Genomic DNA, 25,526 nt, shown 5'->3' with positions numbered 1-25,526 from the left:
AAGGCTGACACAACACCTGTGGCGAGGGAGCAAACTCGCTCGCCACAGACTCTGAGCTCTCTCACGCTTACAACCTGAAATGCCCCACCATCCCCTTCAGCTCAGCCCCCAACTGCGCCAGCTCGATACTCGACGTAGCATTGCCTTGCATGGCCACCGAGGATTGATCGGCACTGGCGCGGATGCTGGTCACGCTGCGATTGATCTCTTCGGCAACCGAGCTCTGTTGTTCGGCCGCAGCAGCGATCTGCTGGTTCATCTGCTGAATCAGCGATACCGCCGCAGCGATACTGCCCAGCGCACTTTCAGTCTGTAGCGCATCACTGACGGCGAGTTTGACCAACTCACCGCTGCTCTGGATTTGCTGCACCGACGCCTGCGCAGCTGAACGCAAGGCACTCACCAGACGCTCGATTTCTTCGGTGGATTGCTGAGTACGCTTGGCCAAGGCACGAACTTCATCTGCCACCACGGCAAAGCCCCTGCCCTGCTCACCTGCTCGTGCGGCCTCGATGGCCGCGTTGAGTGCCAGCAGGTTGGTTTGCTCGGCAACGCTCTTGATCACACTCAGTACAGTGCCAATGTTCTGGATTTCCGCGCTGAGGCTTTCGATGCTGGAGCTGGCCGACGTCGCTGAATCAGCCAGCTGTTCGATGCGCTGCATGCTCTGACGCACGACCTGCTGACCGGTTTCGACCTTGCCATCCGCCGTCTGCGCCGCCAGTGCCGCTTCCTCGGCGTTGCGGGCAACGTCGTGTACGGTCGCGGTCATCTGATTCATCGCGGTGGCGACTTGCTCGGTTTCTTCCTTCTGGCTGCTGACTTCCAGGTTGGTCTGCTCGGTGACCGCAGAGAGTGATTGCGCGGAACTCGCAAGCTGCTCGATGCCGGCCTGCAAACCACTGACGATACTGCTCAACCCGGCACCCATTTGCTGCATGGCCTGCATCAACTGGCCGATTTCATCACGTCGTGTCACCTGCACGGTCGCGCTCAGATCGCCCGAGGCAATTTGCTGAGCGACGAGAATCACACTGCGCAGTGGCGCAACGATCAAGCGGGTAATCACCCACGCTGCAATCAACCCAACCAGCAATGCCAGCGCCGACGAAGCGATGATCAGCAGCGAATTCTTCTTCAGCTCTGCCTGCATCGACTGGTCCTCAGCGCCATAGGCCTGATCAACCCGCTGCACCACTTCGGCGGCGCGCTCATGCAACTGCTGATAAACCTGTTTTTCCTGAGTAAGGAGTCCCGTGTACTCGGCAAGTTTTTCGCTAAAACTGGCGATATGCCCGGTCACTTCATTGAGCACGGTCTGGTAGCCCGCATCCTTGACCGTGTTCTTCAGCGTCTCGGCCTGCGTCAACGCCTGATCGGCCTGCTCGATCTTGCCTTGCCCGGCGCTTTCGGCGCTGGCCTTGCGGCTTTGATCAAGGCGCACCCGCGCCTCGTTCATCGCCTGCAACATCAGTCGCGACACCTGACTGACCTGATTGGCCTGCTCGATAAACTCTGCACCCTCCTTGCCTTGCGAATCCTTGAGCGCATAAGCGCCATCGTCGGCAAGACCGGCCTGCAGCACATCGAGGTTATTCGCCACGCTGGACACCGACCAACTGGCCATTTCCAGCGCCAGGTCCTTGGACTGGGTCAGCTCAACGAACTCATCGAAGGCTTTGCGGTAAGCCCCCAGCGATTGCTCGACATCATTCATCACCGGGACGTTAGCCGCCGACTGAGCCTTGAGTTGCGTTGCGAGGGCGATCAACGCATCAACGCCCTTGTGCAAGGCATCGACGGTTTTCGGATCACTGTGCAAGGCGTACTCCTGCTCCAGCAAACGTACCTTGAGCAAACCACTGTTGAGCGACGACATCTGCTTGAGCCCGTCGAAGCGCTGACTGATGGTTTGCAAGGACCAGACGCCGATGGCGGCCACCAGGGCCGTCAACAACAGAACCAGAACAAAACCGACACCCAGTTTTTTTGCCATACCGAGGTTGGCAAAACGTCCTTGCACGGCCGAAATCATTGCTCGTAACCCCCTTCCCATACCCAATGGCAACATGGCCATTTTCAGTTGTTGCAGGTTCGCAACGGGGCGTACTCAAGCACAAGTCTTTGCCGCCGCAATAATGGCAAAAAGCTACGCAAAAGTCGTTTTCAGAACGGTCGAAGTCGATCCGGTAATCCGCAGGCCCGAAAAAACGCCTGTGCCCGTGGATCACTGGCATAAGCCACATTGATGCGTAACCAGTCGCTGGCCTCGCCACCGGGAGTGAAAGCCGTTCGGGAGGACAGCACGATACCGAATTCGTGAGCCCGCGCGCGCACCTGCGCCGGCTCGTGCGCTCGTGGTCGGGCCCAAATGTACAACCCACCGGCGGGCTTGCCGAACACCTCCCAGTCGGCGTCTTCAAGCACCAGCAACGTCGCCGCCATATCTCGCTTCAAACGCTGACGCTGACGCTGTACCAGTTTGCGATAGGCACCATTGGCCAACAGGCTGCTCAGCACCGACTCGCAAAACCGCGAAGCCCCCAGGCTGGTAATCATCTTCACTTCTGCCAGGCGGGCAATGATTGCGGCGCTGGCCACGACATAACCGACCCGCAGCGAACTGCTGAGGGTTTTCGAAAAACTGCCGACATAGACCACGCTCTCCCCCGCGTCCATCGCCGCCAGACGAGTACCGACACTGCTCTGAAAATCAGCGTAGACGTCATCTTCGATAACGATGAGCTCATGACGCTTCGCCAACTCAAGAATCCGTTGCGCAACGGCGGGTGCCAGGCTACTGCCGGTCGGATTGTGGAACAGGCTATTGATGAACAAGGCGCGGGGATTATTCGCACTCAACAGTGCCTCCAGGACTTCAATGTCCGGACCGCGAGGGGTGCGTGGCACCTCCAGCATTCTGACGCCGTGCAGCCTGAGCAGGTCGAACAGATTCGAATAGCCCGGACTTTCGACCACCACGCAATCACCCGGCTTGAGCAGAGCCCGTACGATCAGGTCAAGCCCGTGAGTGGCCCCCGCGGTGGTGAGTACCTGATTCTCATCGATGGAGATATTGATCTGTTGCAGACGCCTGAGAATCTGCTGGCGCAAGGCAGGCAACCCATACGAGGTGCTGTAGTTGAACAATCCAGCCATGTCGGTACGAGAAACCTGGCGAATGGCATAACTGAGATCGTCGCTTTCACGCCAGCTTTCGGGCATACCACCGCGCCCTAGCGGCAGCTTGCCCAACGGGCTATCGCCCAACCAGACGCTGTTTGCGTCAGCCCCCGCGGGGCCCGATTGATCACCGCAACGATAGGTCGCAACCAAAGGCCCGGCGACGAAAAAGCCCGAGCCGTGACGCGACGCAAGCACGCCTTGGGCGACCATGCGTTCATACGCTTCAATGACACTGGACTGACTGAGCAAGTTATCCCGGGCCAATTGCCGAATAGACGGCAAACGCGTTCCTGGCTCAACGGCATTTTGGCGAATCCAGCCAGCCAGGGCGTCAACAATTTGCTGCACGACGGGCACCAACGCCTGTCGATCGATTCTCAATTCCATGAGAGACCAACTCCAACTGTTTTTCTGGAGCCAGTTAAGCACAGGCGCTCTGATGAAGATGTGCGACAACGCCGCCAAAACGCGATCTTCTAACCCTTTGAAACACAATGTCCGGTGATTCGCCGCAGGCAAACCGCGCAATGAGAAAGCCCGCCTAAATGCGCGGGCTTTCTCCTACGTCACTGCCGCCTGCTCCACTCATGCAAGCACGGCTTATCGTCAAACCATCAGAACGCCGTCACCCCACCGTCCACCGCCAGCGAGTGACCGGTCGTGAACGCCGCACCATCGCTGCACAGGTACAGCACCGCACTGGCAATTTCCTCGACCTTGCCGATACGTCCAACCGGGTGCATGGCGGCGGCGAAATCGGCTTTCTTCGGATCGGCCTCATAGGCGCGGCGGAACATGTCGGTGTCGATCACCGCCGGACAGACCGCATTCACGCGGATTTTCTTCTTCGCATATTCGATGGCCGCCGATTTGGTCAGGCCGATGACCGCATGCTTGGACGCCGCGTAGATGCTCATCTTCGGCGCCGCGCCGAGACCCGCCACCGAAGCGGTATTGACGATGGCGCCGCCACCCTGGGCAAGCATCAGCGGCAGCTGGTACTTCATGCACAGCCAGACGCCTTTGACGTTGACGCCCATGATCGCGTCGAACTCATCGACGGTGCCTTCGGCCAGCTTGCCCTTTTCGATTTCGATCCCGGCATTGTTGAAGGCGTAATCGACGCGGCCGTAAGTGCTCACCGCCTGGGCCATCAAATTTTGTACGTCGCTTTCCAGGGTCACGTTGCAACGCACGAACAGCGCTTCGCCACCGGCCGCCCGGATCAACTCGACGGTGCCTTCGCCGCCCGCCACATCGAGGTCCGCGACCACCACTTTCAACCCTTCGGCGGCAAACGCCTGGGCGGTCGCGCGGCCAATACCGGCGGCTGCACCCGTCACCAACGCTACCTGGCCGGAAAACGTCATGCTCATTGTTATGTCCTCGAAAAATGTGGGTGATCGCGTTTTCGCAGTCTAGCCATCCGGCCCCGTCACGCGGCAGCACTATCAGAGGGCCGGTTGATTGCTTATGAGTTGCAGTGATGGATATCCCCATCCAACTATCACTCCGCTGGATCGGGCTGTATTCGCTGCATCAGCAAACCTTGCGACAACGGCCATGAGCGTCTATCAATCAGACTTCATTCAACCTTGAGTGCCCGCCATGACCGCCCAGACCAACCGTCAGTTCCTGCTCGCCAAACGCCCGGTGGGAGCTGCGAACCGCGAGACCTTCACCTATCAGCAAGTCCCGGTCGGCGAACCGGTGGCGGGCCAGATCCTGGTCAAGAACGAGTACCTGTCGCTGGACCCGGCCATGCGTGGCTGGATGAACGAAGGCAAGTCCTACATCCCGCCGGTGGGCATCGGCGAAGTCATGCGCGCGCTCGGCGTGGGCAAGGTGATTGCCTCGAACAACCCGGGTTTTGCCGTGGGTGACTACGTGAACGGTGCGCTGGGTGTGCAGGATTATTTCCTCGGTGAGCCACGAGGTTTCTACAAGGTCGATCCGAAACTGGCGCCATTGCCGCTCTATTTGTCAGCGCTGGGCATGACCGGCATGACCGCTTACTTCGCGCTGCTCGACGTTGGCGCTCCAAAAGCCGGTGACACCGTGGTGCTGTCGGGCGCGGCAGGCGCAGTGGGCAGCGTTGCCGGGCAGATTGCCAAGATCAAAGGCTGCCGCGTGGTGGGTATCGCCGGCGGCGCGGACAAGTGCAAGTTCCTGATCGATGAACTGGGTTTCGACGGTGCCATCGACTACAAGCACGAAGACGTCGTTGCCGGCCTCAAACGCGAATGCCCGAAAGGGGTAGATGTGTATTTCGATAACGTTGGCGGGGATATTCTCGACGCCGTGCTCAGCCGTCTGAACATGAAGGCTCGCGTGGTGATCTGCGGCGCCATCAGCCAGTACAACAACAAGGAAGCGGTCAAAGGTCCGGCCAATTATCTATCGCTGCTGGTCAACCGTGCGCGAATGGAAGGCTTTGTAGTGATGGACTATGCCGCGCAGTTTGCCGCCGCCGGGCAGGAAATGGCCGGGTGGATGGCCAAGGGGCAGCTCAAGAGCAAGGAAGACATCGTCGAAGGACTGGAGACGTTCCCGGAAACGCTGATGAAGCTGTTCAGCGGGGAGAACTTTGGCAAGTTGGTGTTGAAGGTTTAATCCAGCACCTGACTTATACTGCAAACCCTGTGGGAGCGAGCTTGCTCGCGATGACGGACTGACATTCAACATCAATGCTGACTGTTATGGCCCCATCGCGAGCAAGCTCGCTCCCACATTTGGATCTTCAGCGATTGATCAGGCCAGTTCGGCCACGACGTCGGCCAAGGCCTTGGCCGGATCAGCCGCCTGGCTGATCGGACGACCAATCACCAGATAATCGGAACCTGCATCCAGTGCCTGGCGCGGCGTCAGGATGCGGCGCTGATCGTCCTGGGCACTGCCGGCTGGACGGATCCCCGGAGTCACCAGTTGCAGCGACGGATGCGCCGTTTTCAACGCCCTGGCTTCCAGTGCCGAGCACACCAGACCGTCCATCCCGGCCTTTTCCGCCAGTGCCGCCAGACGCAATACCTGCTCCTGTGGTTCGATGTCCAGGCCAATCCCGGCCAGATCCTCACGCTCCATACTGGTCAGCACGGTCACACCGATCAACAGCGGTTTTGGACCGCTACGCTGGTCGAGCACGTCGCGACAGGCTGCCATCATGCGCAGACCGCCGGAGCAATGCACGTTGACCATCCACACGCCCATTTCCGCAGCCGCCTTGACGGCCATTGCGGTGGTGTTCGGAATATCGTGGAATTTAAGATCGAGAAACACCTCGAAACCCTTGTCACGCAAGGTCCCGACGATTTCCGAAGCGCAACTGGTGAACAGTTCTTTACCGACTTTGACCCGGCACAGTTTCGGGTCCAACTGGTCGGCCAGCTTCAGTGCGGCGTCACGGGTAGGGAAATCCAGGGCGACGATGATAGGAGTCTGGCAGGCGGACATGAGTGGGCTCTCAGGCAAGTCGAAATCGGCGCGCATTGTAGCGGAACGCGAGCCCGTCCGGGACCCGATGATCGGTAAATCATCTTCAACGGTGCCGAACACCGGATGATAAACCCCGCAGGCAGCGCAATTGTGTCGAGTCCGATACACTCACGACACGCCCTCAACACCGCCAAAGGTTAGCCTCGCGAACCGCAAGACCTCCTACAGCACTTCCCGCCTCACGGCCGGACGCCTATGCTGAAGCCACAACCTCGCAGCCCATCTTTTGTGGTTGGCAGCCTCTCTGGCAGATGAACGTACGCATGCATAATAGCCCCGCTCCTCTGAACGACGATCAAAAAGCCCCAGCAGCCGGCGAAGACAAACGCTGGAACACCCGTGCACTGATCGTCGACGATGACGTGCCGATCCGCGAACTGCTGATCGACTACCTGGCCCGTTTCAACATCCACGCCAGTGGCGTTACCGATGGCGCCGCGATGCGCCTGGCGCTGCAAGCGGAGCATTACGACGTAGTGGTGCTGGACCTGATGCTGCCCGGCGAAGACGGTCTGTCACTGTGCCGCTGGCTGCGCGCCGAATCGGACATCCCGATCCTGATGCTCACCGCCCGCTGCGAACCCACCGACCGCATCATCGGCCTGGAACTCGGTGCCGACGATTACATGGCCAAGCCGTTCGAGCCACGGGAGCTGGTCGCACGGATTCAAACCATCCTGCGCCGTGTGCGCGATGACCGTACCGAACAACGCGCCAACATCCGCTTCGACAACTGGCGCCTCAACAGCGTGCTGCGCCAGTTGATCTCGGCCGATGGCCTGGTGGTGCCGCTGTCGAACGCCGAATTCCGCTTGCTCTGGGTCTTCATCGAACGCCCGCGACGGGTGCTCAGCCGTGAACAATTGCTGGATGCCGCCCGTGGACGCTCGATCGAAGCGTTTGATCGCAGTATCGACTTGCTGGTTTCGCGCTTGCGGCAAAAGCTGGGTGACGATCCCAAATCACCTGCGCTGATCAAAACCGTTCGCGGCGAAGGTTACCTGTTCGACGCCCGAGACATCGGCTGATGCGTGCGCGCTTCGATACGCTGTTCGGCCGCCTGTTTGGCGTGCTGTTGCTGGCGATTATCCTGGCGCACCTGCTGGCGTTCTTCTGGTTCCACCATTATGGCCATCCCCCGCCCCCTCCACCGCCGGAGTTTTCTGCCGGGTTCAATGGGCAACCGCCGCCCTTCAAAAACAGACCACCGCGGCCCTGGTTTGGCGGCCCGATCGTACCGCTGACCTTTCAGATGATCTCGCTGGTGATCGCCGCCTGGTACGGCGCGAAACTGCTCTCCCGGCCGATTCAGCGCCTGAGCGCGGCCGCCGAGAGCCTCAGCGAAAACCTCGACAGCCCACCGCTTGATGAATCCGGCCCACGGGAAGCGCGGCAAGCGGCGCACACGTTCAACTTGATGCAAAAGCGTATCCGTGAACAGGTGCAGCAGCGCTCGCGCATGCTCGGCGCCGTCTCCCATGATTTGCGCACGCCCCTTTCGCGGCTCAAGTTGCGTCTGGAGCAGATCGACGATGACAAACTGCAAGGGCAGATGCGTCAGGACCTCGACGACATGATTCGCATGCTCGACGCAACCCTCAGCTACCTGCACGAACAACGTACCAGCGAAGCCCTGCAGTGGATGGACGTGCAGGCGCTGATCGAATCACTCTGCGAAAACGCCCAGGACCAGGGCGCGGACGTGCTGGCCAGCGGGCACTGTGCGCCCTTGCAAGTCCAGCCAATGGCCTTGCGGTCCTGCATCAACAACTTGCTGGACAATGCCTTGCGTTACGCCGGCCAGGCGCTGATCAACCTTGAAGACAGCCGCGAACAGCTGATTATTCGAGTGATCGACCATGGTCCCGGTATCGCCGCCGACAAACGCGAAGCGGTGTTCGAACCCTTCTATCGCCTGGAAGGCTCGCGCAATCGCAACTCCGGCGGCGTTGGCCTGGGCATGACCATCGCGCGCGAAGCTGCCGAACGGCTGGGCGGCGCGTTAAGCCTGGAAGAAACCCCGGGCGGCGGTCTGACCGCCGTGGTATGCCTGCCAAGGGTCTGAACAGCCTCTGTGTGCTGATTCGTACAAATTCCACATACCCACGACAACTCCTCCCCCGAGGCTGCATGGGCCGGTGCCTTCACCGGTTTTATCCATCCGCAGGGAGTGAGCCCATGATCGGCAGCGTCAGCAGTAACTCCAGCTATACCAGCGCCACCAGTGCGGCCTATGCCGCCCGCCTCCAGCAGCGTCAGAAAGAACTGTTCGCCAAGCTCGACACCAATGGCGACGGAACCGTTTCCAAGGATGAACTGAACACCGCCCTGGCGAAGAAAAGCGACAGCCGCGTACTGAACAGCCTGAGCCAGCAATTCAGCAGCCTGGATGCCGATAACAGCGGTGGCCTGAGCAGCACTGAAATGGCCGCCATGACCCCGCAGTCACAGTGCAGCAATCAGGATCAGCCGCCCAGCACGGAACTGGCCGACTCAATGCTCAGTCTCCTGGACAGCAACGGTAATGGCAGCATCAGCAGCGATGAGCTGAGCGCGGGCCTGACGAAAGCCGGCAGCACTGCCGACAGCAAGAGCCTGTTCGCCGCGCTGGACACGAACAACGACGGGACCGTGAGCAAGGACGAATTGGTTGCCGCCCTCACACCGCCTCAGCCGCCGCAACAACTGTCCAGCCAGTCCTTGTTTGGTCAACTCGACACAAACGGTGATGGCAGTATCAGCGCCAGCGAACTGAACAGCGCCCTGGCTTCAAGCTCATCCACCAGCAGCACCGACAATGGCGCAGCCCTGCTCAAGGCATTGCAAACGGGCAGCAGCCAAACCAGCGGCACCATCGATCAAAGCGCCGTCGCCGAGGCCCTGAGCAAGTTGATCGTCAGCATGAATCAGCAGTACTCACAGACCAACTCGCTGAACGCAAGCAAAAACCTGAGCGCTGCAGCCTGAGGCTATTGAACCCATAACCTGTGGCGAGGGAGCTTGCTCCCGCTGGGGCGCGAAGCGGCCCTAAAAATGGGACTGCTACGCAGTCCAGCGGGAGCAAGCTCCCTCGCCACAGGTGATCAGCGCTTTTCTTCAATCCGCGCCTGACTGTTACTCCAGTCGATCAACAGGCTGTACGCCACGGCCAACAGGGTCGGGCCGATGAACAACCCGATAAAGCCAAAGGCGATCAACCCGCCAAACACCCCAAGCAACACGATCACCAGCGGCAAGTTGCCGCCACGGCTGATCAGGTAAGGTTTGAGCACGTTGTCGACACCGCTGATGATGAACGTGCCCCAAATGCCGAGGAACACCGCCAGGCCGTATTCGCCCTTCCAGGCCAGCCAGGCAGTGGCCGGAATCCACACCAGCGGCGGGCCCATGGGAATCAGGCTGAGCAGGAAGGTGACGATACCCAGCACCAGCGCGCCGGGCACACCGGCAATCAGGAAGCCGATCAACGCGAGGATCGCCTGGGCGGCGGCAGTGCCGATGACGCCATTGACCACCCGCTGCACTGTTCCGGCCACCAGTTCGATGTAGTAACCGGCACGCTCGCCGATCAGCCGTTCCAGCAGACGATGAACGAACGTCGCCAGCCGCGGGCCGTCCCGATAGAAAAAGAACACGAAAACGATGCTCAAGGTCAGCTCGAGAATCCCCCCGCCGATTTGCGCACTGCGCGCCAGCAACCAGTTGCCGACCTGCCCCAGATAGGGTTTGACCGCCAGCATCAGCGCTGCGCCTTGCTGGTCAATGCTGTTCCAGAGTCCTACCAGACGCTCACCCACCAGCGGAATCCCGGCCAGCCACACCGGAGCTTCCGGCAAACCTTCAACCTGCACGTCCTTGATGAATACCGTGGCATCGCGCACATGATCGGCCAGGTTAAAACCGAGCCACACCAACGGCACCGCCACCAGCACCATCCAGCCCAGCGTCAGCAGCGCCGCCGCGAGGGATTCGCGACCGTGGAGCCAGCGGGTCAGCAAGCGCATCAGCGGCCAACTGGCAAACGCCAGCACCGCGCCCCAGAACAGCGCCGACCAGAAGGGCGCCATCACCCAGAAGCTGGCACCGAACAACACCAGGAGCAGGATCTGCACCAACAGTCGATCGTTATTGAGCATGAAATGTCTCGAGCAAGGTCAACCAACAAAGAGTAGGCGAACGGCCAATGGCACGTTCGCCAAAGGGAAAAGCCTAGCGCAGGAACTCGATGTGCAGGCCGGTTGCTGGCACGTTGCCAAGCTCCATCCGCGCCGCACGCACGCCCTGCCCGACCAGCGCCTGACGCCAGGCCTCGGCGTTGATTCCGGAAACACTGACGCGCAAGGTGGTATCGAGGTTCAAGCCACGCGACAGCAACGTCAGCCAAACCGCTTGCGGATCACCCGTCAGACGCGGCAGATCCAGCACGCCGGTGTCCTTGAGTTGACGCAACAGGGTCGCCGAAGTCGGCAACAACTCGCCCAGCGGCGTACTGGCCTCGAATTGCTCGACATGCAGATAGGCTTTTCGATTACCGCGAGTGATGCTGTAAAGCGCCACCAGCGAGTTATCCTGCGGTGCCGCGAGTCGCAGCAGCAGATAAGCCTGTTGATCGTCGGCACCATAGAGTTTTGCGTTGCCGAACACTTGATTGGCCCACAGGCTGCTTTCGCCGCAATCGCGGGCCTGGCACCAGAACAACAGCTCGGCGCCCTGTTTCTGCAAGGCTTCGCGAGCGGCGGTGAAGGCCTCGGTGGATGAGTGCTCCGGCGGCAACTCGTAGGTCACCGACGTTACTTTTCCACGGGCGCTGACCTGACCATCAAAACGCAGCTGGCCGCTGATTTTGCGGACCGAGCCAACGGGATAGATCCGTTCAAGCTCAGCCGCCGGGCGATAGTCGACGATCTGCGCATCGGCCAGACGCGGCACCAGTGGCAAATCGTGACTTCCAGGTACATCGACGGCAAACACCAGCGAACTGAAACACCCCAGCCCCAACAAACCGATCAAACGCATGCTTTTCAACCTTGAAGGTACTCTCATCGGATCAGCATGGCCTGGGCGCCTTTGACCACATCGGCATCTTCGGTACGCGGCGGGACCTGCAAGCCACGCTGCACCGCTGGACGGGCCTCCATCGCGGCCATCCAGCGCTGCAAGTCAGGTAGACCGTCTACCGAAACACCGGACCATTCATAGCCACGAACCCACGGATACGTGGCGATATCAGCAATGCTGTACTCATCGGCCAGGTACTCGACGGTTTCCAGACGCGTGTTCAGCACTTCATACAAACGCCGGGTTTCATGCTGATAGCGGTCGATGGCGCCCTGAAGCTTTTCCGGGAAGTAACGGAAAAACACGTTGGCCTGGCCCTGCATCGGGCCAATGCCGCCCATCTGGAACATCAGCCACTGGATCGCCACCGAGCGCCCTTTCGGGTCTTTGGGCAGCAGTTTTCCACTCAGCTCTGCCAGATAGATGAGGATCGCGCCGGATTCGAATACGGTGAAATCACCGTTGGCACGGTCGACAATCGCCGGGATCCGGCCATTGGGATTGATCTTGAGAAACTCTGGAGCCTTTTGTTCCTTCTTGTCGAAACTCAAGGCATGCACCGTGTAGGGCATGCCGAGTTCCTCGAGCACGATAGAGACCTTGTGGCCATTCGGGGTCGCAGCAGTGTAGAGATCTATCATGGTTGTCTCCCATTTCAACCCGCACAGCCTCGACAGTTGCCCGCTGCAAGTCAAGGAACGGCGAAGAACCGATTGAAACAGTCTGCAACAAGGGCGGCGCCGGGCTCGTCATTCAGGTGCAAATGATGGCCGCCAGGCAGCTGTTCACGGCTAAAGGGTAGACGCTCCAGCAATTCTGGATGTTTGGCGAGCATGCCATCAGCGGCAATCACTAGCTGTGTGGGACAACCGATGCGCTGAACGAAGGACATTGCCTGTTCATCTGACAGACGCAGTGGGGACGCCAGCGTCAGGCGACTGTCGGTACGCCAGGTGTAGCCGCCCGGCACTGGCATCAATCCACGCTGAGCGAGTAATTCAGCGGCTTCACGACTGACCGCGACCAAGCCTTTCATGCGCGCTTCGATGGCTCGATCCAGGGTGTTGTAAACCGGTTTGCGCTTTTCTTGCAGGTCCAGCTGCGCTTGCAGGGCCATGCCCATGCGTTCGGCGGCGTTGTCATGAGCGGCGGTGGGCGGAATCACCCCATCGATCAGCGCCAGGTGCGTCACGCGCTCAGGCAGGGCACCGGCGAGCACCACCGAAACGATCGCGCCCATGGAGTGACCCAGCAGCGCAAAACGCTTCCAGCCCATCTGCTCGGCGACTTGCAGCACGTCGTGAGCGTAATCCCACAACGCATAACCGGCGCCCAACGGCCGATGCCCGGAATGCCCGTGGCCGGCCATATCCAGCGCGACAATCCGCAAACCTTCAAGTTTGGGCGCCAGGCGCGCAAAGCTGTTGGCGTTGTCGAGCCAACCGTGCAAGGCAATCACCGGCAGGCCATCTTCGGGGCCGAACAAGTGCGCGGCCAACTCGATATGCGGCAGGCTCAAACGAACTTCTTCGACGTTGCTCATGCGCAACTCCGTTCGCTGCGCCCTTCCCAACGGCTGAACAGGCTTTTCAGCAACGTCGCGGTGTCTTGCGGACGTTCGAGGGGAAACATGTGGCCGCCGGGCATCGTCAACGACTCGCCTTGCGGCAAACGCCCCACGAAGCTTGCGTGATGGCGCATCACCACCCGGCTCTGCCGGCCACGAACCACCGCCAGCGGCACTTTCAACTGGCGAGGACGGCCTGGACTGATGTGCGGCACGCCACGGTAGATGCTGATCTCGGTGGCAGGATCGAAGCGCAGGCGCAGGCGATCACCGACCTTGTGCAGGCCGTGTTGCAAATAGGCATCGAAGCATTCCGGGTCGAAGCCGCGAAACAGGGTTTTACCGGCGAAATAACTGCGCGCCGATTCCAGGTCCGCGAACTCCTCGCGACGCCCCAAGGTGCGGCCAGCCGGGGTCAAGCGATCGATAAAGCCAAAATGCTTGGCCGCGCGGATGACCCACTGATCGGGGCGGGTCAGCACCGGTGAATCCAGCATCACCACGCCGCGATACAGTTCAGGGCAACGCAGCGCCGCGTGCAGGTGCAAAACGCCACCAAAGGAATGGCCAACGCCCCACACTGGTTCGGGTTGCAGCTGAAGGTGATGGATCAGTTCATCCACCAGGTTGTACCAGTTATCGTCGGCCGGGAACCGTGGGTCATGGGCGTGCTGCTGCAGATGCGCGACCTGGTACTCCGGCGCCAGCGCGGCAAACAACTTGCCGTAAGTGCCTGAAGGAAAGCCATTGGCATGGGCGAAAAATATCTGCTGCGACATAACGGCGCGTCCATAAACGAAATCAGGTGTTGATTGTCCGTAAGACGCACGCTCACAGCAATGACCGTAACTGCCAAGAAGAGTGGTAGGAGCTGCCGAAGGCTGCGATCTTTTGATCTTCAGGTTTAGCGAGCCGGCGGCGTTTCACCCAGTGGCACCACCGCCATGGTCAACCGCGACACGCAACTGGCCTTGCCTTCATCGCTGCTCAAGCGAATATCCCAGACGTGCGTGGTGCGGCCGATGTGGATCGGCTTGGCCACCGCCGTCACCCGACCGCTGCGCAGGCCGCGCAAGTGGTTGGCGTTGATTTCCAGGCCCACGCAATAGAATTTGCTGGTGTCGATGCACAGGAAGCTGGCCATGGAGCCGACGGTTTCGGCCAGCACCACCGAGGCGCCGCCATGCAACAAACCGTAAGGCTGATGGGTGCGATGGTCGACGACCATGCTGGCGGTCAACGATTCATCATCAAACGCCTCGAAGCGTATATCCAGCACTTCGCCGATAGTGTTTTTCTGAATCGCGTTCAACTGTTCAATGTTGGGAGCGGTACGCCACAGACTCATCGCTGCATCCTTCGTTGGTTTTAGTTCAGGTCAATCCTGCCACAACACGGCTTCGCTGCGTGCACTCCACTCTTCGAACCGTGCGCCATACGCTGCTTCAATCACGTTGCGCTTGATCTTCAAGGTCGGCGTGAGAAAGCCGTTTTCCACCGCCCAACTGTCCTTGACTACCACCAGTTGGCGCAAGCGTTCGTGTTTGTCGAGGGCGCCGTTGACCTCTTCGAGCAAGCTTTCCAGGCTCGACTGCAAGGCATTGCGCGCCACGCTGGCGGCGTCCCGCAAACCCACTGCCGAGAGCACGCACAGCCCCAGTGGCGCACTCAGACCGTCGCCGACCACACACACCTGCTCGATGCGTGAATGCACCGCCAGACGGTTTTCAATCGGCGCCGGTGCTACGTATTTGCCCTTGCTGGTCTTGAAAATCTCCTTGAGTCGCCCGGTCAGACGCAAGTTGCCTTCGGCGTCCTGTTCGCCCTTGTCACCGGTGCGCAGAAAGCCGTCCTCGGTGATCGTCTCAGCAGTTTTCTGCAGCTCCTTGAAATAGCCGAGCATGGTCGCGCCACTGCGCACCAGCACTTCACCCGAGTCCTCGATCCGCACCTCCACCTCCGGGCACGGTTTGCCGATCCAGCCAGGCTTGTTCTGGCCCGGCAGGCAAATATGGGAGTAACCGCAGCTTTCGGTCATGCCGTAGACCTCTAGCACCTCCAGCCCAAGGCGCTTGTACCAGTGCAACAAGGCCGGCGGCACCGGCGCAGCGCCCGACAAGGCAATACGCAAGGCATCCAGCCCCAAACCTGCGAGCACCTTGTGCCCGATCCGCTTGCCGATGATCGGCAAGCCAAGGAGAAAGTCGAGGCGCTTTGCCGGAATCTTGCTGTACACGCCCATCTGAAATTTGCTCCAGATGCGCGGCACGCCAAACAACGCCGTCGGCCGCGCGCGCTGCAAATCGGTGAGAAAGGTGTCGAGGCTTTCGGCAAAAAATACCGTTTGCCCGGTGTAGATCGACGCCAGCTCGACAAACATCCGTTCGGCGACATGGCACAGCGGCAGGTACGACAACAAGCGGTCCGACTCATCGAGACCAAACAGCTGCGTGCCATGAGTCGTGGCGAAACCCAGGTTGCCGAAGCTGTGCATCACACCTTTCGGCAAACCGGTGGTGCCGGAGGTGTAGATAATCGTCGCCAACTGGTCGGCGCCGGGTGTCGGATCATCCTGAATCGGTGAACTGCGCTGCAGGTCGGCCCAACTGAAATCGAATTCACCCGCCGGACACAACGGCAGGCTGATGCTCGGCAGATCAGCTTTGACACCCCGGGACATGCCCGGCCAATCGTCCAGTTTGCCGATGAACACCAGCGCGGCTTCGGAGTGTTCAAGCACCTGGGCCACCGAGTCGGCGGTCAGGTTGGGATACAACGGAACGGAGACATGCCCGGCCATCCAGATTGCCAGGTCGGCGATGATCCAGTGCGCGCAGTTTTTCGAGATCAGGGCAATGTGGCTGCCTTGGGGCAGCTCCCGGGCACGCAGCCAGTGAGCGGCGCACCGCGCCTGGTGGCCAACGTCGGCCCAGGTCAGCGTCTCAATCCGACCACCGCCAATTGGCTGGACCAGAAAACGCTGACGGGGATGACGAGTTTCACGCTCGTAGAACACTTGCAGCGGCAAACGAAAAGCGGCGGACATGCGATGCGCTCCTTTTTGTTCGGTGTGGCGGCAAGCGTAGTCCAACCAGGCAAAATCAAAAGATCGCAGCCTGCGGCAGCTCCTACGTGGTACTCACAATCCGCAGGCTGCGATCTTTTGACCTAGGGGTTCTTGACGCTATTGAGCGTCATGCCCCCGGCCAACGGTAAATCAGCCTCAAGCTCGGCCAGGCTGGCGGTGCTCATCGGCTGCGGCTCACGCAAATGGCCGTGCTGCAAGTAACTGATCAAACTCCCCACCAGCGGGTTATGGCTGACCAACAGGATGTTATCCGCCGAGTCGAGATGATCGACGACGCTCAACGGATTGCTGTCAGGCGCCAGCCATGCCTCGGTGCGGATCTCCGGCTCGAAGCCCAGCGCCTCGCGTACCAATTGCGCAGTCTGCTGCGCCCGTACATACGGGCTGGCGATAATTGCCTGAATCGGCTGGCCGATCAGTTGCGCGGCACTGCGCAGCACTTCTTCGCGACCCTGCGCGGTCAACTCCCGCTCAGCGTCGCTACGGGCGTGAGACTCGGCTTCACCGTGGCGCAACACCCAGACTTTCATAGCTTCGGCTCCTCATCACGGGCCGGATGCGGCGCTGGCGGTACGGCGTGCGGAGCCTCGCCTTCCGGTGTCCGCGGGGCTGGCCAGTCGGCGAATGGCCACGGTTTCTGGTCGCTGTGGAAACTGCCGAAACGGCCGATCTGCGCCAGGAACTGGCTGAGGCTGTCACCGAAGTTCATCAGGCCGGCGTTCGGTGCGCCGTAGATCAACCGATAGATGAGCTGCACCAGCACCACAGCGCCAAGGATAAATTGCGCGACCTGCCAGACCAGCACATACACCAGCATCCACAGCACGCGTAGCAGAATGGATTCGTACTTGGCTTCTACTTTTGGATCGTTCATGTCTCGCTCCCTGCCCCTGTGAATTGATTACTCAGTTGAAACCGCTGGTGGAGATAAAGTCGACATCGGTTTTCGGCTCGCCGCGCATCAACAGTTCAATGACCTGATTGAGCGTGCGCCCTTCAAACAGAATCGCATGCAAACCAGCGACCAACGGCATGTAAACCCCGACTTCCTGTGCCTTGGTCTTAAGCACCTTGAGGGTGTTGACGCCTTCGGCGACTTCACCAAGGCTCGTCACCGCCTCCTCCAGGCTCATGCCCTGGCCGAGAGCAAAACCAACTTGATAGTTGCGGCTTTTCGGTGACGAACAGGTGACGATCAGGTCGCCTACCCCGGCCAGTCCGAGGAAAGTCATCGGGTTGGCGCCCTGATTCACCGCGAAGCGGGTCATTTCCGCCAATGCCCGGGTGATCAGCATGCTCTTGGTGTTCTCGCCCATACCCAACGCCACCGCCATCCCGGCGATGATCGCGTAGACGTTTTTCAGTGCCCCGCCCAGCTCCACGCCATAACGGTCGGCACTGGCGTACACGCGAAAGGTCCGACCGTGCAGCGCAGCCTGAACCCGCTGACAAAGTTCTTCATCTTCACTGGCGACCACCGTGGCGGTCAGCGCGTGTTCGGCCACTTCACGGGCCAGGTTCGGCCCGGACAACACGCCGATGCGCGCTTGTGGGGCGATTTCCTGAAGAATTTCGCTCATCAGCTTGAAGGTGTGGGCTTCGATGCCTTTGGTCAGGCTCACCAGCAACTTGCCACTCAGGCGCTCGGCATACGGCACCAGTACCGAACGCAGGGCATTGGAAGGCAGTGCGACGAAACACAGGTCGCAATCATTCAGGGTGGCCAGCAGGTCGGTGACCGGCTCCACCGCAGGGTGAACCTTGATGCCTTTGAGGTAGCGTGGATTCTCGCGGTTGACCCGAATGGCCTCGGCCTGTTGAGGATCGCGCATCCACTGCCGGACCTGATGACCGTTCTCGGCCAACAAATTAGCCACGGCGGTACCAAAACTTCCGCCTCCCAGGACCGCAATCGGGCGCTGTTCAGTCATATGTAATCCGTTAATCCAATACCAGTGGCAATAACCGCATTATACGGAGCGGTCCAGCGCCGGCCAGCCCCTGTGTCAATTACCGGCACTTGTAGGAAGCAGACCACCAAATCCGAGGAAAATGCCGGCATCGTGACTGAAAAACTCGAACAGCTCGGTTAACATGCGCCGCAATCAACCGCGATCAAGGCTGCTCCGTGTCTGTTGGCCCCCCACACTTTCGTTCATCGCTGGCTCTGGCGTTGATGCTCAGCGACCCGCTATTGGCCGACGACCTGTTCCTCGACAACCCTCCGCTACCCCAGGTATTGACCGCCACCCGACTGAAACAGTCGCCAGCCGCCGTGCCCGGCAGCATGACGGTGATCGACAGCGAGTTGATCAAGGCCAGCGGTGCCCGGGACATCAGCGAATTGCTGCGGCTGGTACCGGGGATGATGGTCGGTAACGTCAGCGGCAACCAGGCAGCGGTGAACTATCACGGCACCAATGCCAGCGAAGCACGGCGCATGCAAGTGTTGATCGACGGCCGCTCGGTGTACCGCGCCGGCCTGGCGACCGTGGACTGGAGCGACATTCCGGTGGCCATGGAGGACATCGAGCGCATCGAGGTTTTCCGTGGCCCGAACACCGTCAGCTATGGCGCCAACGCGCTGATGGCAGTGGTTAATATCATCACCCGCGCGCCGGCCAACAGCCATGGCACGCGGATGAAAGTCACCCGCGGTGAACGCGGCATCAACGACTGGTACGCCAGCCAGGGCACCGGCTGGGAAACCGGCGACCTGCGCCTGTCGCTGTCCGGTCAGGAAGACCACGGTTTCGACTCGGATCGCCGGGGTGCGGACTACCGCGACAGTCGCCGCTTGAACCGCTTCAACCTGGCCGTCAGCCAGACGCTCAACGAACAGCAAAGCATCGATTGGCAACTGAATGCCAAAGACGGCACCAACCAGCGGCCTTATACCTACCGCCCGGTGTTTTCCGGGATTACCTCGGCCGGCGACAACTCTGACGTGATAGCCAAGGATTACGCCGGCTCGTTGCGCTGGAACCTGGAGCTCAATCCGGATCACAGTCTTTACGTCCAGGGTTCGGCGCAGCACTGGGATCGTCAGCAGGTCTGGCGCGCCTGCGACGCCGAAGTGTCCTTCAGCCCTGAACTCACCGAACTCTGGCAGCTCAACCCCAACTATTCCGAGCGACTGGCGCGGCACATGGAAAGCTATACCGGCACAGGGGCACCGCGCGGCACACCCGCCGAGCAGACGCTGGCCAACCAGGTGCTTGATCAATGGAAGGGTGGCGCCAAACGCACGGTCTGCGGTGACATCGACCAGAGCACCCGCGAGTCGCGTTACGACCTTGAACTGCAGGACACCCTGAGCCTGTCCGACAGTCTGCGATTGGTCAGTGGCATGAACTATCGATACGACCGGGCCGACTCAGAGACGTACTTCAATGGCACCCTAGACGACACCATCTGGCGGTTGTTCGGTCAACTGGAGTGGCGTGCCACCGAGCACTGGTTGCTGCAAGGCGGTGCGATGTACGAAAAAACCCAATTGATCGGCGATTCGCTAACCCCACGGGTGGCGATCAATTACCTGATCAACCCTCGTCACGGTCTGCGTGCGGTGTATTCGGAGGCTATTCGCTCGCCCGACATGTTCGAGAACAACGTCAACTGGAGCTACCAGGTGACCAACCTCAGTCCCGCTGCCTACGGTCAGTCCAGTGCCCGTTACTTCGTCAAGACCCGTGGTCCCGGCAACCTCGATCAAGAACACATGCGTTCGCGGGAACTGGGGTATAACGGCTTCTTCGCTGACCTTGGGCTGAACGTCGACGTGAAACTGTTCTACGACGAAATCACCGACATGATCAGCGAGCCGCTGCGCAACAATCAGTACATTGCCAGCAACAGCAATGCCTCGCGCTTCAGCGGCACTGAAACCCAGCTTGACTGGCGCGTCAGCGCCGCCGACCGGCTGCGCCTGACCTACGCCTATGTCGATGCCGAGGCCAGCAACCCTCAGGATGCACAATTCACTGCGCGCAACAGCGGCTCGGCCGGTTGGCTGCGCGATTGGGGCGACGGCTGGAATAGCGCGCTGTTCTACTACGGTGACGACGCACTGAATGGCTACCGCTTCGAACGTGTCGACACGCGCATCGCCAAACGCATTGCGCTGGGCAAGGCCAACCTCGAACTGGCCGGCATCCTGCAACAACGCCTCGACAATCAGCCGACCACCTTCGTCGACAACAACTATGACTCGCGCCACGCGCTCTACTTCAGCGCCGAGTTAGAGTTCTGACATGCGCCACAGCCAGACTCGCACCCTCTCCCCCCGAAGCCGCCGGCCTTGGGTTTGGGGACTGTTGCTTGTCTGCCTGAGCAGTCTGCCCGTGCGCGCTGCCGAGGTGTTGCTGACCGGCGCCGAAGACAGTCCTGGCGTGCAGGCCTTTACCCGCGCCCTGGCCAAGCAGCGGCCCGAAGACAGCGTGCGCTTCACACGCCTTGCCGACCTCCCCGCGCCGTCCCGGCTACCCAGCGCAACCCGACTGATCCTGCTCGACCTGCCGAGCCTGGACTGGCGCCTGCAAGACAACCAGGGGCCGGTGACTCTGGTGCTGCGCATCAGCCGCCTGCAAGCCAAACAGCGCTTGGGTAATGCCCTGCCCCCGCACCTGAGTCTGTTGTGGAGTGACCCACCGCTGAGCCGCCAGCTTCGCCTGACCCAGGCCCTGTTGCCACAAGCGCGACGAGTCGGCGTGCTGTACGGGGCGAACAGCGAATTTCTGCTCAAGGAACTGCACTACGCCGCGCACCGACTGGGGCTGGAGATCGTCGCCGAACGCTGGGACAACACCAATGACAGCCGGCCTCTGCAAACCCTGTTGAAGAACAGCGACGTATTGCTGGGGCTCGACGACCCGGACCTGTACAACCCGAAAACCGCCAAGAATCTGCTGCTCACCAGTTATGGCCGACAGCTCGCGTTGATCGGTCCCAACGCGGGCTTCGTCAAGGCCGGCAGCCTGGCCAGCAGCTACAGCGATCAGAGCGATTGGCTGGCCATCCTTGATGATTTGCTTGACCGCTCACCGGCCAGTTGGCCGCGCGAGCTCTATCCGCAGCGCTTCAAGGTGTTAAGTAATCCGCAAGTCGCTCGTTCCTTAGGCATCGAACAGATTGACCCCGCAGCTGTTGCAACACAGTTGGCCGAAGGAGAAAACCGCCCATGACCTTCCGTCGCCATTGGGGCATCAATACCCGCACCCAGATCATCAGCCTCGGCCCGGCGCTGCTGCTGACGTTGCTGCTGATCAGCTTCTTTACCATCGTGCGAATCCAGGACTTGCGCCAGGAGCTCAATCACACCGGCCAACTGATCGCCAATCAACTGGCCCCGGCCACCGAGTACGGCGTGATCTCCGGTAACAATGAGGTGCTCGAAAGCTTGATGAAGGCGTCGCTGACAACGCCGCATGTGCGTTTTCTGGAGGTGCAGGACAACGCCAACAAGGTTCTGGTACACGTCGAGCAGCCCTCGCAAAGCCGCCAACGCGCGCAACAGATCGAAGAGTTCCAGGCACCGGTGCGCTTGCAACGGATCAAGCTCAGCGACGATTTCCTGCAGGGGCCGCCACCGGCCATTGGCCCCTCCGAAGACTATCTGGGGCGGGTCATCGTCGGCATGTCCAACGATGCCTTCAGCCAGCGGCAACAGGAAATCCTGCTCAAGGCCGCGATCCTTGCGCTGTTCGCCCTGCTCTTTACCTTCCTGCTCGCGCGGCGCCTGGCCGCCAGCCTGTCAGAGCCCATCAGCGCCATGGGTAATGCGGTGAAGGCGATTCAGCAGGGCGATTTCAAAACACCGCTGCCCATCGTCGATGACGCCGAACTGGGCAACCTGTCGCGCCACATCAACAACCTCGCCGATGGCCTCGAACTCGCCAGCCGCGAGCAGCATCAGGCCATGGCGCAACTGATCCAGACCCGCGAAGAAGCGGAAAAGGCCAACAGCGCCAAGTCCGACTTCCTGGCGATGATGAGCCATGAATTGCGCACGCCGATGAATGGTGTGCTGGGCATGCTGCAACTGCTCGAAACCACCGACATGACCGAGGAACAGATCGAGTACGCCGCACTGGCGTCGGAATCCACCGAGCATTTGCTCAAGGTCATCAACGACATTCTCGACTTCTCGCGCATTGAACGCTCGGCCCTGGAGCTGGAGCACATCCCGTTCAACCTCGCCGAGCTGATCGGCAGCTGCGCCCAGGCCTTCCAGCACAGTGCGGTGCAACGGGGGCTGAGCCTGGAACTGCAGATCCCCGACGATATGCAGGCACTGCAGGTCCAGGGCGACCCGACACGGATCCGGCAGATCCTGGTCAACCTGATCGGCAATGCCATGAAGTTCACCGAGAAAGGTCGGGTGACGATCGAGTCGCAGTGGCAATCGCTGGACCACGAACTGCTGTGGTTCACCTGCACCGTGCGCGATAGCGGGATTGGCATTTCGGCCGAAAGCCTGGAGCTGATGTTCAACGCATTCCAGCAGGCCGACAGCTCGATCTCCCGGCGCTACGGCGGCACCGGCCTGGGCCTGCCGATTGCGCGCACGCTGGCCGAGCGGATGGGCGGCACACTGCGCGCCCAGAGCGAGGAAAGCCGTGGCTCGGTGTTTACTCTGGAGATTCCGCTGGCGCTGTCCCGGCAGACGCCGCCGGCCCTGACACCGCGCACGCTGGCCGGCAACGACCACGGAGAGGGGCGCAATGTGCTGCTGGTAGAAGACAACCCGGTGAATCAGACCGTTATCGAAGCGATGCTGCGCAGCCTGGGCTTTACTGTCAGCGTCGCCACCGACGGCGCACAGGCGGTACGCAGCGCCGAGAGCCTGATTTTCGAGGCGATTCTGATGGATTGCCGGCTGCCGGTCATCGACGGTTACGAAGCCACCCGGCAGATCCGCCAACTGCCCGGCTGCGCCGATCTACCGATTATCGCCCTGACGGCCAACGCTTTGCAGGGTGACCGCGAGGCCTGTCTATCGGTGGGGATGAATGATTATCTGGCCAAACCTTTCAAACGCACTGATCTGCAGCAAATTCTGCAACGTTGGGTACGCTAGTGCAGAGTGATCGACCATCTGCGACTGGCGTGAAAGGCGAAAGTGCGGCAGTCTTAGGCACCTTGACAGCTCGAAATTGGGCTTGAAAAATAATTTCAGTGCACAAGTGTACATTCATGTCCCTTGTGCTGTGACTTTCACCACAACGCAATAGTCTATGAGTAGGCTGCCAATTCGAAGCATGAATGCTTCGATCGGCCGGGAAGATTTGCCCCACCTGCCGCATGGGATTATTGAGGAGCTCGCATGACCAAACAAAACGCCTTTACCCGGGAAGACCTGCTGCGCTGCAGTCGCGGTGAGCTGTTCGGCCCTGGTAACGCGCAACTGCCCGCCCCGAACATGCTGATGGTGGATCGCATCACTCATATCAGCGAAGAAGGTGGCAAGTACGGCAAAGGTGAATTGGTCGCCGAGCTGGATATCACTCCGGACCTGTGGTTCTTCGCCTGCCACTTCGAAGGTGACCCGGTGATGCCAGGCTGCCTGGGCCTCGACGCCATGTGGCAACTGGTCGGTTTCTTCCTCGGCTGGCAAGGTCTGCCGGGCCGCGGCCGCGCCCTGGGCTCGGGCGAAGTGAAATTCTTCGGCCAGGTTCTGCCGACCGCCAAAAAAGTCACCTATAACATCCAGATCAAACGCGTTCTGAAGGGCAAGCTGAACCTGGCCATCGCCGATGGTTCGGTCAGCGTCGACGGCCGCGAGATCTACACCGCCGAAGGCCTTCGGGTCGGCGTATTCACATCCACTGACAACTTCTAAGGGTTATCCGCATGCGCCGCGTCGTTATCACTGGTCTGGGCATCGTTTCGTGCCTGGGCAATGACAAAGAGACCGTCTCCGCTAACCTGCGTGCAAGTCGCCCTGGCATCCGGTTCAACCCGGAATATGCCGAAATGGGTCTGCGTAGCCAGGTTTCCGGCTCCATTGACCTGCCACTCGAAGAGCTGATCGATCGCAAGATCTATCGCTTCGTCGGCCACGCTGCGGCTTACGCCTACCTGGCCATGAAAGACGCCATCACTGACTCCGGCCTGACCGACGAGCAGGTTTCCAACCCGCGCACCGGCCTGATCGCCGGCTCCGGTGGCGCATCGACCCTGAACCAGATGGAAGCGCTGGATATCCTGCGCGAAAAAGGCGTCAAGCGCGTTGGCCCATACCGCGTTACGCGGACCATGAGCAGCACGGTTTCCGCTTGCCTGGCCACGCCATTCAAGATCAAGGGCCTGAACTACTCCATCGCTTCTGCCTGCGCCACCAGTGCTCACTGCATCGGTACCGCCATGGAACAGATCCAGATGGGTAAGCAGGACATCGTGTTCGCAGGTGGCGGTGAAGAAGAGCATTGGAGCCAATCGTTCCTGTTCGACGCCATGGGCGCACTGTCCAGCCAGTACAACGAGACACCGGAAAAAGCTTCCCGTGCCTACGACGCCAAGCGTGACGGTTTTGTCATCGCCGGCGGTGGCGGCATGGTCGTGGTCGAAGAGCTGGAACACGCTCTGGCCCGTGGCGCGAAGATCTACGCGGAAATCGTCGGCTACGGCGCGACCTCCGACGGCTACGACATGGTCGCTCCAAGCGGCGAAGGTGCCATCCGCTGCATGCAGATGGCCATGTCCACCGTCGACACGCCGATCGACTACCTGAACACCCACGGCACTTCGACTCCGGTCGGCGACGTCGCGGAAATGAAAGGTGTACGTGAAGTCTTCGGCGACAAGGCTCCGGCCATCAGCTCCACCAAGAGCCTGTCGGGTCACTCCCTGGGCGCCGCCGGCGTTCACGAAGCGATCTACTGCATGCTGATGATGGAAGGCAACTTCATGGCAGGTTCTGCCAACATCGACGAACTGGATCCGGAAGTGGCTGACATGCCAATCCTGACCAAGACTCGCGAAGACGCCACCATCAACACCGTGATGAGCAACAGCTTCGGCTTCGGCGGCACCAACGCCACCCTGGTCCTGAAGCGCTGGCAGGGCAAATAACGCCCCGCTGCTTTCGCTGCACATAAAAACGCCCCGACTGGTTCGGGGCGTTTTTTATTGGGC

General features: G+C 60.4%; 23 protein-coding genes and 1 pseudogene. 9 read left to right on the top strand and 15 right to left on the bottom strand.

All coding sequences use genetic code 11. The annotated features are described in order from the left end of the window. Window positions 1-67: 67 nt before the first annotated feature. From AC1RKH_RS08330 to AC1RKH_RS08315, 4 genes and pseudogenes are all read right to left on the bottom strand, one after another. A complete protein-coding gene (locus AC1RKH_RS08330; protein ID WP_493140149.1) occupies window positions 68-931 on the bottom strand; it encodes a methyl-accepting chemotaxis protein in 864 nt (287 codons plus the stop codon). Further along, window positions 929-1,996 (bottom strand): annotated as a pseudogene (locus AC1RKH_RS08325) (HAMP domain-containing protein); the annotation flags it as partial. The gene AC1RKH_RS08330 and the pseudogene AC1RKH_RS08325, both read right to left, overlap by 3 nt. A 170-nt stretch (window positions 1,997-2,166) precedes the next feature. Further along, a complete protein-coding gene (locus AC1RKH_RS08320; RefSeq protein WP_493063621.1) occupies window positions 2,167-3,573 on the bottom strand; it encodes an aminotransferase-like domain-containing protein in 1,407 nt (468 codons plus the stop codon). 227 nt (window positions 3,574-3,800) lie between these two features. Then, entirely contained in the window at window positions 3,801-4,562 is a 762-nt protein-coding gene (locus tag AC1RKH_RS08315) for an SDR family oxidoreductase (protein ID WP_123423234.1), read from the bottom strand. A gap of 232 nt (window positions 4,563-4,794) precedes the next feature. On the opposite strand from AC1RKH_RS08315, the gene AC1RKH_RS08310 reads away from it, so the two are divergent. Continuing rightward, window positions 4,795-5,799 carry an NADP-dependent oxidoreductase gene (locus AC1RKH_RS08310; RefSeq protein WP_123423235.1) on the top strand — a complete coding sequence of 335 codons (1,005 nt, stop codon included), beginning with the start codon at window positions 4,795-4,797 and terminating at the stop codon, window positions 5,797-5,799. Between the two features lie 138 nt (window positions 5,800-5,937). Here AC1RKH_RS08310 and pyrF read toward each other — a convergent pair whose 3' ends face one another. Next, the gene (pyrF, locus tag AC1RKH_RS08305; protein WP_493063622.1) at window positions 5,938-6,636 is read right to left on the bottom strand and encodes an orotidine-5'-phosphate decarboxylase; all 699 of its coding nucleotides are present in this window, start codon (window positions 6,634-6,636) and stop codon (window positions 5,938-5,940) included. Between the two features lie 305 nt (window positions 6,637-6,941). Between pyrF and AC1RKH_RS08300 the strand changes: the two genes are divergently transcribed. The 3 genes from AC1RKH_RS08300 to xopAW all read left to right on the top strand — a co-directional run bounded on the left by AC1RKH_RS08300 (window position 6,942) and on the right by xopAW (window position 9,645). Further along, window positions 6,942-7,706: a response regulator gene (locus AC1RKH_RS08300; protein ID WP_493063623.1), complete on the top strand. Its 765-nt coding sequence runs from the start codon at window positions 6,942-6,944 to the stop codon at window positions 7,704-7,706. After that, window positions 7,706-8,743, top strand: a complete 1,038-nt coding sequence (locus AC1RKH_RS08295) for a sensor histidine kinase (RefSeq protein ID WP_123423239.1) — start codon at window positions 7,706-7,708, stop codon at window positions 8,741-8,743. Before AC1RKH_RS08300 ends, AC1RKH_RS08295 begins: the two co-directional genes overlap by 1 nt. A gap of 113 nt (window positions 8,744-8,856) precedes the next feature. Next, entirely contained in the window at window positions 8,857-9,645 is a 789-nt protein-coding gene (gene xopAW / locus AC1RKH_RS08290) for a XopAW family type III secretion system calcium-binding effector (RefSeq protein ID WP_493063624.1), read from the top strand. A gap of 116 nt (window positions 9,646-9,761) precedes the next feature. On the opposite strand, the gene AC1RKH_RS08285 is transcribed toward xopAW, so the two are convergent. The 10 genes from AC1RKH_RS08285 to AC1RKH_RS08240 form a co-directional block, all read right to left on the bottom strand. Continuing rightward, window positions 9,762-10,814 (bottom strand): AI-2E family transporter, encoded by a 1,053-nt coding sequence (locus AC1RKH_RS08285; protein ID WP_493063625.1) that lies wholly within the window; start codon window positions 10,812-10,814, stop codon window positions 9,762-9,764. Window positions 10,815-10,887: 73 nt separating this feature from the next. Beyond that, on the bottom strand, window positions 10,888-11,694 hold the full coding sequence (locus tag AC1RKH_RS08280) for a DUF4892 domain-containing protein (protein ID WP_493063626.1): 807 nt from the start codon (window positions 11,692-11,694) through the stop codon (window positions 10,888-10,890). A 23-nt stretch (window positions 11,695-11,717) separates the two neighbouring features. After that, window positions 11,718-12,377, bottom strand: a complete 660-nt coding sequence (locus tag AC1RKH_RS08275) for a glutathione S-transferase family protein (protein WP_493063627.1) — start codon at window positions 12,375-12,377, stop codon at window positions 11,718-11,720. A gap of 50 nt (window positions 12,378-12,427) precedes the next feature. Then, complete coding sequence (locus AC1RKH_RS08270; RefSeq protein WP_493063628.1) at window positions 12,428-13,279, bottom strand: alpha/beta hydrolase; 852 nt, start codon at window positions 13,277-13,279, stop codon at window positions 12,428-12,430. After that, window positions 13,276-14,082: an alpha/beta fold hydrolase gene (locus AC1RKH_RS08265; protein ID WP_493063629.1), complete on the bottom strand. Its 807-nt coding sequence runs from the start codon at window positions 14,080-14,082 to the stop codon at window positions 13,276-13,278. The genes AC1RKH_RS08270 and AC1RKH_RS08265 overlap by 4 nt, the downstream gene beginning before the upstream one ends. 125 nt (window positions 14,083-14,207) lie before the next feature. After that, the gene (locus tag AC1RKH_RS08260) at window positions 14,208-14,651 is read right to left on the bottom strand and encodes a hotdog fold thioesterase (protein ID WP_493063630.1); all 444 of its coding nucleotides are present in this window, start codon (window positions 14,649-14,651) and stop codon (window positions 14,208-14,210) included. A gap of 30 nt (window positions 14,652-14,681) precedes the next feature. Beyond that, entirely contained in the window at window positions 14,682-16,349 is a 1,668-nt protein-coding gene (locus AC1RKH_RS08255) for an AMP-binding protein (RefSeq protein ID WP_493063631.1), read from the bottom strand. A gap of 122 nt (window positions 16,350-16,471) precedes the next feature. Next, on the bottom strand, window positions 16,472-16,921 hold the full coding sequence (gene sixA / locus AC1RKH_RS08250) for a phosphohistidine phosphatase SixA (RefSeq protein ID WP_493063632.1): 450 nt from the start codon (window positions 16,919-16,921) through the stop codon (window positions 16,472-16,474). Further along, window positions 16,918-17,265 carry a DUF4389 domain-containing protein gene (locus AC1RKH_RS08245; RefSeq protein ID WP_493063633.1) on the bottom strand — a complete coding sequence of 116 codons (348 nt, stop codon included), beginning with the start codon at window positions 17,263-17,265 and terminating at the stop codon, window positions 16,918-16,920. The genes sixA and AC1RKH_RS08245 overlap by 4 nt, the downstream gene beginning before the upstream one ends. Before the next feature lie 31 nt (window positions 17,266-17,296). After that, complete coding sequence (locus AC1RKH_RS08240) at window positions 17,297-18,322, bottom strand: NAD(P)H-dependent glycerol-3-phosphate dehydrogenase (protein WP_123423251.1); 1,026 nt, start codon at window positions 18,320-18,322, stop codon at window positions 17,297-17,299. Window positions 18,323-18,519: 197 nt separating this feature from the next. On the opposite strand from AC1RKH_RS08240, the gene AC1RKH_RS08235 reads away from it, so the two are divergent. From AC1RKH_RS08235 to fabB, 5 genes are all read left to right on the top strand, one after another. Further along, complete coding sequence (locus AC1RKH_RS08235) at window positions 18,520-20,643, top strand: TonB-dependent receptor plug domain-containing protein (RefSeq protein WP_493063634.1); 2,124 nt, start codon at window positions 18,520-18,522, stop codon at window positions 20,641-20,643. Window position 20,644: 1 nt separating this feature from the next. After that, window positions 20,645-21,574, top strand: a complete 930-nt coding sequence (locus AC1RKH_RS08230) for an ABC transporter substrate-binding protein (protein WP_493063635.1) — start codon at window positions 20,645-20,647, stop codon at window positions 21,572-21,574. After that, window positions 21,571-23,469, top strand: coding sequence for an ATP-binding protein (locus AC1RKH_RS08225; RefSeq protein ID WP_493063636.1), 1,899 nt, complete (start codon window positions 21,571-21,573; stop codon window positions 23,467-23,469). Before AC1RKH_RS08230 ends, AC1RKH_RS08225 begins: the two co-directional genes overlap by 4 nt. 246 nt (window positions 23,470-23,715) lie before the next feature. Continuing rightward, window positions 23,716-24,231: a 3-hydroxyacyl-[acyl-carrier-protein] dehydratase FabA gene (gene fabA, locus AC1RKH_RS08220; protein ID WP_010211704.1), complete on the top strand. Its 516-nt coding sequence runs from the start codon at window positions 23,716-23,718 to the stop codon at window positions 24,229-24,231. Window positions 24,232-24,242: 11 nt separating this feature from the next. Next, a complete protein-coding gene (fabB, locus tag AC1RKH_RS08215) occupies window positions 24,243-25,463 on the top strand; it encodes a beta-ketoacyl-ACP synthase I (RefSeq protein WP_123423255.1) in 1,221 nt (406 codons plus the stop codon). The last annotated feature ends 63 nt before the right edge of the window (window positions 25,464-25,526 follow it).

This window comes from Pseudomonas sp. GW822-FHT06B12 (genome assembly GCF_058799675.1).
Note: the sequence above shows the minus strand (reverse complement) of the source record. Positions and strands in the feature narration are given on the sequence as shown.

Bases quoted from the DNA above. Each gene is read 5' to 3' on its own strand.
- AC1RKH_RS08330 (WP_493140149.1), bottom strand. From the start codon at position 931: ATGGGTGCCGGGTTGAGCAGTATCGTCAGTGGTTTGCAGGCCGGCATC.
- AC1RKH_RS08320 (WP_493063621.1), bottom strand. From the start codon at position 3,573: ATGGAATTGAGAATCGATCGACAGGCGTTGGTGCCCGTCGTGCAGCAA.
- AC1RKH_RS08315 (WP_123423234.1), bottom strand. From the start codon at position 4,562: ATGAGCATGACGTTTTCCGGCCAGGTAGCGTTGGTGACGGGTGCAGCC.
- AC1RKH_RS08310 (WP_123423235.1), top strand. From the start codon at position 4,795: ATGACCGCCCAGACCAACCGTCAGTTCCTGCTCGCCAAACGCCCGGTG.
- pyrF (WP_493063622.1), bottom strand. From the start codon at position 6,636: ATGTCCGCCTGCCAGACTCCTATCATCGTCGCCCTGGATTTCCCTACC.
- AC1RKH_RS08300 (WP_493063623.1), top strand. From the start codon at position 6,942: ATGCATAATAGCCCCGCTCCTCTGAACGACGATCAAAAAGCCCCAGCA.
- AC1RKH_RS08295 (WP_123423239.1), top strand. From the start codon at position 7,706: ATGCGTGCGCGCTTCGATACGCTGTTCGGCCGCCTGTTTGGCGTGCTG.
- xopAW (WP_493063624.1), top strand. From the start codon at position 8,857: ATGATCGGCAGCGTCAGCAGTAACTCCAGCTATACCAGCGCCACCAGT.
- AC1RKH_RS08285 (WP_493063625.1), bottom strand. From the start codon at position 10,814: ATGCTCAATAACGATCGACTGTTGGTGCAGATCCTGCTCCTGGTGTTG.
- AC1RKH_RS08280 (WP_493063626.1), bottom strand. From the start codon at position 11,694: ATGCGTTTGATCGGTTTGTTGGGGCTGGGGTGTTTCAGTTCGCTGGTG.
- AC1RKH_RS08275 (WP_493063627.1), bottom strand. From the start codon at position 12,377: ATGATAGATCTCTACACTGCTGCGACCCCGAATGGCCACAAGGTCTCT.
- AC1RKH_RS08270 (WP_493063628.1), bottom strand. From the start codon at position 13,279: ATGAGCAACGTCGAAGAAGTTCGTTTGAGCCTGCCGCATATCGAGTTG.
- AC1RKH_RS08265 (WP_493063629.1), bottom strand. From the start codon at position 14,082: ATGTCGCAGCAGATATTTTTCGCCCATGCCAATGGCTTTCCTTCAGGC.
- AC1RKH_RS08260 (WP_493063630.1), bottom strand. From the start codon at position 14,651: ATGAGTCTGTGGCGTACCGCTCCCAACATTGAACAGTTGAACGCGATT.
- AC1RKH_RS08255 (WP_493063631.1), bottom strand. From the start codon at position 16,349: ATGTCCGCCGCTTTTCGTTTGCCGCTGCAAGTGTTCTACGAGCGTGAA.
- sixA (WP_493063632.1), bottom strand. From the start codon at position 16,921: ATGAAAGTCTGGGTGTTGCGCCACGGTGAAGCCGAGTCTCACGCCCGT.
- AC1RKH_RS08245 (WP_493063633.1), bottom strand. From the start codon at position 17,265: ATGAACGATCCAAAAGTAGAAGCCAAGTACGAATCCATTCTGCTACGC.
- AC1RKH_RS08240 (WP_123423251.1), bottom strand. From the start codon at position 18,322: ATGACTGAACAGCGCCCGATTGCGGTCCTGGGAGGCGGAAGTTTTGGT.
- AC1RKH_RS08230 (WP_493063635.1), top strand. From the start codon at position 20,645: ATGCGCCACAGCCAGACTCGCACCCTCTCCCCCCGAAGCCGCCGGCCT.
- AC1RKH_RS08225 (WP_493063636.1), top strand. From the start codon at position 21,571: ATGACCTTCCGTCGCCATTGGGGCATCAATACCCGCACCCAGATCATC.
- fabA (WP_010211704.1), top strand. From the start codon at position 23,716: ATGACCAAACAAAACGCCTTTACCCGGGAAGACCTGCTGCGCTGCAGT.
- fabB (WP_123423255.1), top strand. From the start codon at position 24,243: ATGCGCCGCGTCGTTATCACTGGTCTGGGCATCGTTTCGTGCCTGGGC.